The following is a 6,862-nucleotide window of genomic DNA, read 5'->3' as shown; positions in this document are numbered from 1 at the left end:
GGTTGGTTAAAAGATAATAATCAATGGTATTATCTATCTCAATCTGGAGAAATGAAAACGGGTTGGTTAAAAGATAGTAATCAATGGTATTATCTATCCCAGTCTGGAGAAATGAGAACTGGTTGGTTGAGAGAAAATAATAAATGGTATTATTTAGCTACCTCTGGAGAAATGAAAATCGGATGGATTAAAGATGGTAATCAATGGTATTACTCTAATTCAAATGGTGAACTATTAATAAATACTGTAACTCCAGATGGTTATACTGTAGATAGTAATGGAGTGTGGTTAATAAACATCCCTAAAAAATAGAAATGAAAAATCCAATGTGCTAATGAACTATTTAATACGTATAAATAAGGTGAAACTTGACTTTTGAAGGAAAAATCAGTAATATTAATGCAGTAAATATGATGTTGAAAATGAGACTTTAATTCTAGATATGTATAGAGAGAGCGGGCTAGGTGGAATCCGTTTGATAGAGAATTAATAGTGGCGCATTGGAGTCAATCAACAATGAAGCTTAGAGTTTTCTAAGAAATTAGGGTGGAACCGCGATGAATCGTCCCTATGTATGCTTTTTTAGTGTACATAGGGATTTTTTTATAGGAAAAAGGAGGAAAGACTTCGTTTTACAATAAGAGATTCTAGATGAATTTTATCCTGTCATAAAAATTATAGAAAGTAGGAATACTATGTCAAAAAAATTAACAGTACAAGAAATTATTTTAACATTACAAAATTATTGGTCAAATCAAGGCTGTTTATTATTACAAGCTTATGATACTGAAAAAGGTGCTGGAACAATGAGTCCATATACTTTTTTACGTGCGATTGGACCAGAACCATGGAATGCTGCTTATGTAGAACCATCTCGCCGTCCAGCTGATGGTCGTTATGGTGAAAATCCAAACCGTTTATTCCAACATCATCAATTCCAAGTTGTGATGAAACCATCTCCTGAAAACATTCAAGAGTTATATATCGGAAGTTTAATTGCATTAGGGATTGACCCATTAGAACATGATATTCGTTTCGTTGAAGATAACTGGGAAAATCCATCATTAGGCTGTGCTGGTCTTGGATGGGAAGTATGGTTAGATGGAATGGAAGTCACTCAATTTACATACTTCCAACAAGTAGGGGGATTAGAATGTCACCCAGTAACAAGTGAAATTACTTATGGTTTAGAACGTTTAGCTTCTTACATCCAAGAAGTAGAAAGTGTATATGATTTAGTGTGGACTGGCGATGTAAAATATGGAGATATTTTCAAACAACCAGAATTTGAACATTCTAAATATGCATTTGAAGAAAGTAATCCTGAATTATTAATGCAATTATTTACTGAATATGAAAAAGAAGCAACAATCCTAATGGAAAAAGGTCTTGTTCACCCAGCTTATGACTGTGTATTAAAATGCTCTCATGCCTTTAACTTAATGGATGCACGTGGCATTATTTCTGCGACAGACCGTGCAGGATTTTTAGGTCGTATTCGTAAAATGGCACGTACCATTGCTAAAACATTCGTAGCTGAAAGAGAATCTTTAGGATTCCCATTATTGAAAGACTAATAGGATAGGCTAGTAACATTAGGAGGACAATTATGACAAAATCATTATTATTAGAAATTGGTTTAGAAGAATTACCAGCGCAATATGTTCGTACAAGTTCAGAACAATTAGCGACTCGTGTGGAAGAATTTTTCAAACAAGAAAACTTATCATTTGAATCTGTAGAAGCTTTTGCAACACCAAGAAGATTAGCAGTTCGTGTAAATGGATTAGAAGAAGAGCAAGAAGACCGTGTTGAAATTTTCAAAGGTCCATCTCTAGCAATTGCAAAAAAAGATGGCGCATGGACAAAAGCTGCTGAAGGATTTGTTCGTGGAAAAGGTTTAACAACAGACGATATTTACGTAGAAACCATTAAAGATGTAGAATATATCCACGTTAAACAATTATTACAAGGTAAATCAACAAAAGAAGTTGTTAAGAAATTATCTTCAGTTATTACCGATATGAAATTCCCAGTTACAATGCGTTGGGCTGATCATACGTTTGAATATTTACGTCCAATTCACTGGATTGTTGCTTTATATGGAGAAGAAGTCATTGAAGAAATTCAAGTATTAGATGTAAAAGCTGGACGAGTTTCAAGAGGACATCGTTTCTTAGGAAAAGATACTGAGATTGCAACTCCAGAGCAATATGAACAAGCTTTAGCTGAACAATTTGTAATTGTAAATCAAGATGAAAGAAAAGCATTAGTTCGTAAACAAATTGAAGAGTTAGCGGCTAAAAATGCTTGGATAGTTCCAATTGATGAAGAATTATTAGAAGAAGTAAGCTCTATTTTAGAATATCCAACAGCTTTTGCTGGAACATTTGATGAAAAATATTTAGTCGTTCCAGAACCAGTATTAGTAACTTCTATGAAAGAACATCAACGTTATTTTGTAGTATACAATGCACAAGGTGAATTACAACCTTATTTCATTTCTGCACGTAATGGAAATGACTACATGATTGAAAATGTGGCAAAAGGAAATCAAAAAGTATTAACAGCTCGTCTAGAAGATGCTTTATTCTTCTATGAAGAAGATAAAAAAGTTCCAATGACAGCTTTCTTGAAGAAATTAGAAACATTAAACTTCCATGCGAAAATTGGTTCAATGACTGAAAAAATGAATCGTGTTCAATTATTAGTAGGGCGTATTGCAAATGAATTAAACTTAGATGCACAAGATGTTGAAACAGCTCAACGTGCAGCTGAAATTTATAAATTTGACTTAGTAACGAATATGGTTGGTGAATTCCCTGAATTACAAGGAATTATGGGTGAAATTTATGCGAAAAATTATGGAGAAACTCCAGAAGTAGCTAGAGCAATTCGTGAACATTACATGCCAATTAGTGCTGATGGTGAATTACCTTCATCAGTACCAGGAGCATTATTAGCGATTGCAGATAAATTAGATACATTTTTAAGCTTTACAGCTGCTGGTATGTTACCAACAGGTTCAAACGACCCTTATGCATTACGTCGTCAAGTAATGGGATTAGTGCAAATTGTTGAAGCTTTTGATTGGCATTTAGAAATTGAAGAATTTGCAAAATTATTATTAGGTTTAGATTATGTTGAATTTTTAGAAGATAAAAAAGAAGATGTACAAGCATTCGTTTTAGGATTTATTCTTGAAAGACTTGCTCAAAGAATGACTACAGTAACAAAACGTCATGATATTATTGAAGCGGTATTGAATTCTAACTCTAAGAGTGTACCAGAACAAATGAAAGCTGTAGCTGTGTTAGAAAAAGAAGTATCTAAAGCGGCAATCAAAGATATTACTGAAGCATTAAACCGAGTGATTAATATTAGTTCAAAAGGATTTGCAGAAGCTCGTCATTCTTCAGAATACTCATTAGATAAAGTTGAGACAGAAAGTGAACGTCAATTAGTAGAATCAATTGCTACTTTAAGAAAAGACTTCGAGAACTATTCAGCTCAAGAAAAATTTTCAGCATTTGCATCGATTACTCCAAAAATTCATGAATTCTTTAATGAAAATATGGTCATGGTCGATAATGAAGAAATTCGTACAAATCGTTTACGTTTCTTACGTGAATTAGCACTAATGATTTTAGAGTTTGCTGACTTCACAGAGTTAATTGTTAAATAGTCACTAAAATAAGAAAGGAGTAAATCCTAATGGCAGTTTTTTATGATCGTGCGACGATATGGGTGAAAGCCGGAGACGGTGGTAACGGTATGGTAGCATTTAGAAGAGAAAAATACGTCCCAGATGGAGGTCCTGCTGGTGGAGATGGCGGACGAGGCGGTAGTGTCATTTTTAAAGTCGATTCAGGACTTAGAACTTTATTAGATTTCCGTCACAAACGTCATTTTAAGGCAAAACCTGGTGAAAATGGGATGAGTAAAAGTATGTATGGTCGTGGAGCAGATGACTTAATTGTTAAAGTACCTGCTGGAACGATTGTTCGTAATGCTCAAACAAAAGAATTGATTGCAGACTTAGTCGAAGTAGATCAAGAAGTAGTAGTAGCTAAGGGTGGTCGTGGAGGCCGTGGAAATATTCGCTTTGCTACTCATAAAAATCCAGCTCCAGATATTGCTGAAAATGGAGAACCAGGAGAAGAATTTGAAATTGAATTAGAATTAAAAGTATTAGCAGATGTTGGGTTAGTTGGATTTCCATCTGTAGGAAAATCAACTTTATTATCGGTAATTTCTAGCGCAAAACCAAAAATTGCAGATTATCATTTTACAACTTTAAATCCACAATTAGGGATGACACAAGCTCCAAACGGTGAGCAATTTGTTGTAGCCGACCTTCCTGGATTAATCGAAGGAGCTCATATGGGTGTTGGTTTAGGAATCCATTTCTTAAAACATATTGAACGTACAAAAGTATTACTACATGTCATTGATATGGCTTCAATGGAAGGAAGAAATCCTTACGAAGATTATCAAGTGATTATGCAAGAATTAGGTTCTTATCATTTAAGATTACTAGAACGTCCAATGATTATTGTTGCAAATAAAATGGATCAGCCACAGTCTGAAGAATTATTAGAACAATTTAAAAAAGATTTACAAGAAAACTTACCAGATGGTCAAGAAATGCCTGAAATTTTCCCGATTTCTGCTTATCGTAAAGATGGGTTACAAGCACTACTAGCAAGAACAGCAGAAATATTAGAAGAAACAGAATTCTTCCCATTAGATGAAGTACAAGAAGCTCAAACTCATATGGTTTATGGATTGGAAGAAGAAGAACGTCCATTTGATATTACAAGAGATCCTGATGGTACATGGGTATTATATGGAGAAAAACTAGAAAAATTATTCTTAATGACGAATATGGAACATGATGAATCTGTGATGCGTTTTTCACGTCAATTACGTGGAATGGGTGTCGACGCTGCCTTACGTAGTCAAGGTGCGGAAAATGGAGATATGGTTAGAATTCGTAAATTTGTCTTTGAGTTTGTCGATTAGGTGATGTCATGATTGATAGAACTGAAATTGAAAAACGAGATTATATCGCAGCTTTTGATGGTTTAAGAGCCATTGCGATTATGAGTATAGTAGGCCATCAAATGATGGCTTACCGTATTCCAGGTGGATTTCTAGGATTAAATATCTTTTTACTATTATCAGGTTATTTTATGACTGCTAGTCTAATGGATTCTTTAATGAAAAATGGAAAAGTACCATTAAAGTCATTTTTAACGAAAAGATTAAAACGAATTATTATTCCAACTTTTGCGATGATAGTAGCAGTAATTTTTTATTTATTGCTATTTCAAAGGGAACTCTTAGTGAATTTAAGAAGTACGATGGTTTCCAATTTATTTTTTATGAATAACTGGTGGCAAATTATTCAGGAAAATGATCATGCGATAACGGTATTAACGCAATCGCCATTTTCTCATTTATGGTATATGTCATTAGCAGTTCAATATTATTTATTGTGGCCAATTTTATTTGTATTTTTAAGTGTGATGATTAAAAAACATCAAGTGTTACAAAAGGTAGTGCTAGCTCTTTTAGTAGCTTCTGTTTTATTAATGATTACAAAAGATTTTTCAAATGTTCACTTTTTAAGAATTTTCTATGGTACAGACACACGAGCTTTTTCTGTTTTAACAGGAGCAGTTGTAGCCTTATTATTTCCAATTCAAAGATTTTATGGGGAATATATTCAAAAATATCGTTATGAGTCAGTCATTCGTTTTGTACCAATTGTATTATTAGTTCTAAGCTTATTTATAATGAAAGAGCATAGTCATTTAACATTTAGAGGTGGAATGTTTATCTTTGATGTAATTGTGGCTACTTTAATAATGATTTCATTGCATCCTAAATCAGTAACATCATTATTTTTCCGTTTAAAGCCTTTAACAGTTATTGGAAGAAGAAGTCTTTCTTATTACTTATGGTATTTACCTTTATCGGTTTTATACCAAGCAAAAATTGGTGATACAAGTTCTACGCCTGTTTTACATAGAATTGTAGAAATTGTGTTATTAGTTATTTTAGGGGAACTTTGGTATCAATTGTTTGAAAAAGGGAAATTCTCTGAAGTGATGAATCAATTATCTGCACGATGGACTCATTCGACTCGTAGAACTGTAAAAATGGTTTATAGTGCTGCAGTTGTATTGATTTTATTGATTGGATTTATTCAAGCAAGTCCGAGATTATCAGCTCAAGAATCAGCTTTACAAGAAGTAATATTGGCAAGTGAATCCTTGTCACAAAACACACGTAATACTGATAAGAAAGTTGTTAAAACGATTAATAATATTCAAGGACTTAGTAGAGAAGAAACAGTCTTTAGTTCAAATACTTCTATTACATTTATTGGAGATACGATGTTATTAGCAATGGCACAAGAAATTCCGACATTATATCCAAATGCAGTAATTAGTGCAAATAGAGATCTTCAAGTATTTGAATTAGGAGCAATGATTGACCAATTGAAAGAACAAAAACAATTAGGGGATATCATTGTATTAATGGTAGGAAGTAATGGAGCATATACTAAAGGACAATTAGATGCTGTTTTAAAAAATATTGGTATGGACAAACAAATCTTCTTAGTGTCAAATACGATTAATCGCACTTGGCAACAAGAAATTAATCATATTTCTGAAAGTTTGGCACAAAAATATTCAAATGTTCATTATATTGATTGGAAATCTGAATCAAGTACACATCCAGATTGGTTTTATGAAAAAGCGTCTATCGTAAATACAACTGGGGCACATCAACAAGGTTTGTGGATTGCAAAAATGATTTATCAAACATTAAGAGGTAGTTAGGAGCCATT

At 33.2% G+C, this 6,862-nt stretch carries 4 protein-coding genes and 1 pseudogene; all 5 read left to right on the top strand.

Translation table 11 applies throughout. The features are described 5' to 3' along the window. Positions 1 to 312 (top strand): annotated as a pseudogene (locus tag RWO76_RS02205) (N-acetylmuramoyl-L-alanine amidase family protein); the annotation flags it as partial. A 383-nt stretch (positions 313 to 695) separates the two neighbouring features. After that, positions 696 to 1,577, top strand: coding sequence for a glycine--tRNA ligase subunit alpha (gene glyQ, locus RWO76_RS02200; RefSeq protein WP_040507500.1), 882 nt, complete (start codon positions 696 to 698; stop codon positions 1,575 to 1,577). A 32-nt stretch (positions 1,578 to 1,609) separates the two neighbouring features. Further along, positions 1,610 to 3,685 carry a glycine--tRNA ligase subunit beta gene (glyS, locus tag RWO76_RS02195; RefSeq protein WP_314354010.1) on the top strand — a complete coding sequence of 692 codons (2,076 nt, stop codon included), beginning with the start codon at positions 1,610 to 1,612 and terminating at the stop codon, positions 3,683 to 3,685. A 29-nt stretch (positions 3,686 to 3,714) separates the two neighbouring features. Then, on the top strand, positions 3,715 to 5,025 hold the full coding sequence (gene obgE / locus RWO76_RS02190; RefSeq protein ID WP_006702797.1) for a GTPase ObgE: 1,311 nt from the start codon (positions 3,715 to 3,717) through the stop codon (positions 5,023 to 5,025). Between the two features lie 8 nt (positions 5,026 to 5,033). Then, positions 5,034 to 6,854: an acyltransferase family protein gene (locus RWO76_RS02185; RefSeq protein ID WP_314354009.1), complete on the top strand. Its 1,821-nt coding sequence runs from the start codon at positions 5,034 to 5,036 to the stop codon at positions 6,852 to 6,854. The last annotated feature ends 8 nt before the right edge of the window (positions 6,855 to 6,862 follow it).

The organism is uncultured Granulicatella sp., from assembly GCF_963521425.1.
Taxonomy (GTDB): Bacteria; Bacillota; Bacilli; order Lactobacillales; family Aerococcaceae; genus Granulicatella.
Note: the sequence above shows the minus strand (reverse complement) of the source record. Positions and strands in the feature narration are given on the sequence as shown.

Excerpts from the sequence above, each read along its gene's own strand:
- glyQ (WP_040507500.1), top strand. The coding sequence starts at position 696 with ATGTCAAAAAAATTAACAGTACAAGAAATTATTTTAACATTACAAAAT.
- glyS (WP_314354010.1), top strand. The coding sequence starts at position 1,610 with ATGACAAAATCATTATTATTAGAAATTGGTTTAGAAGAATTACCAGCG.
- obgE (WP_006702797.1), top strand. The coding sequence starts at position 3,715 with ATGGCAGTTTTTTATGATCGTGCGACGATATGGGTGAAAGCCGGAGAC.
- RWO76_RS02185 (WP_314354009.1), top strand. The coding sequence starts at position 5,034 with ATGATTGATAGAACTGAAATTGAAAAACGAGATTATATCGCAGCTTTT.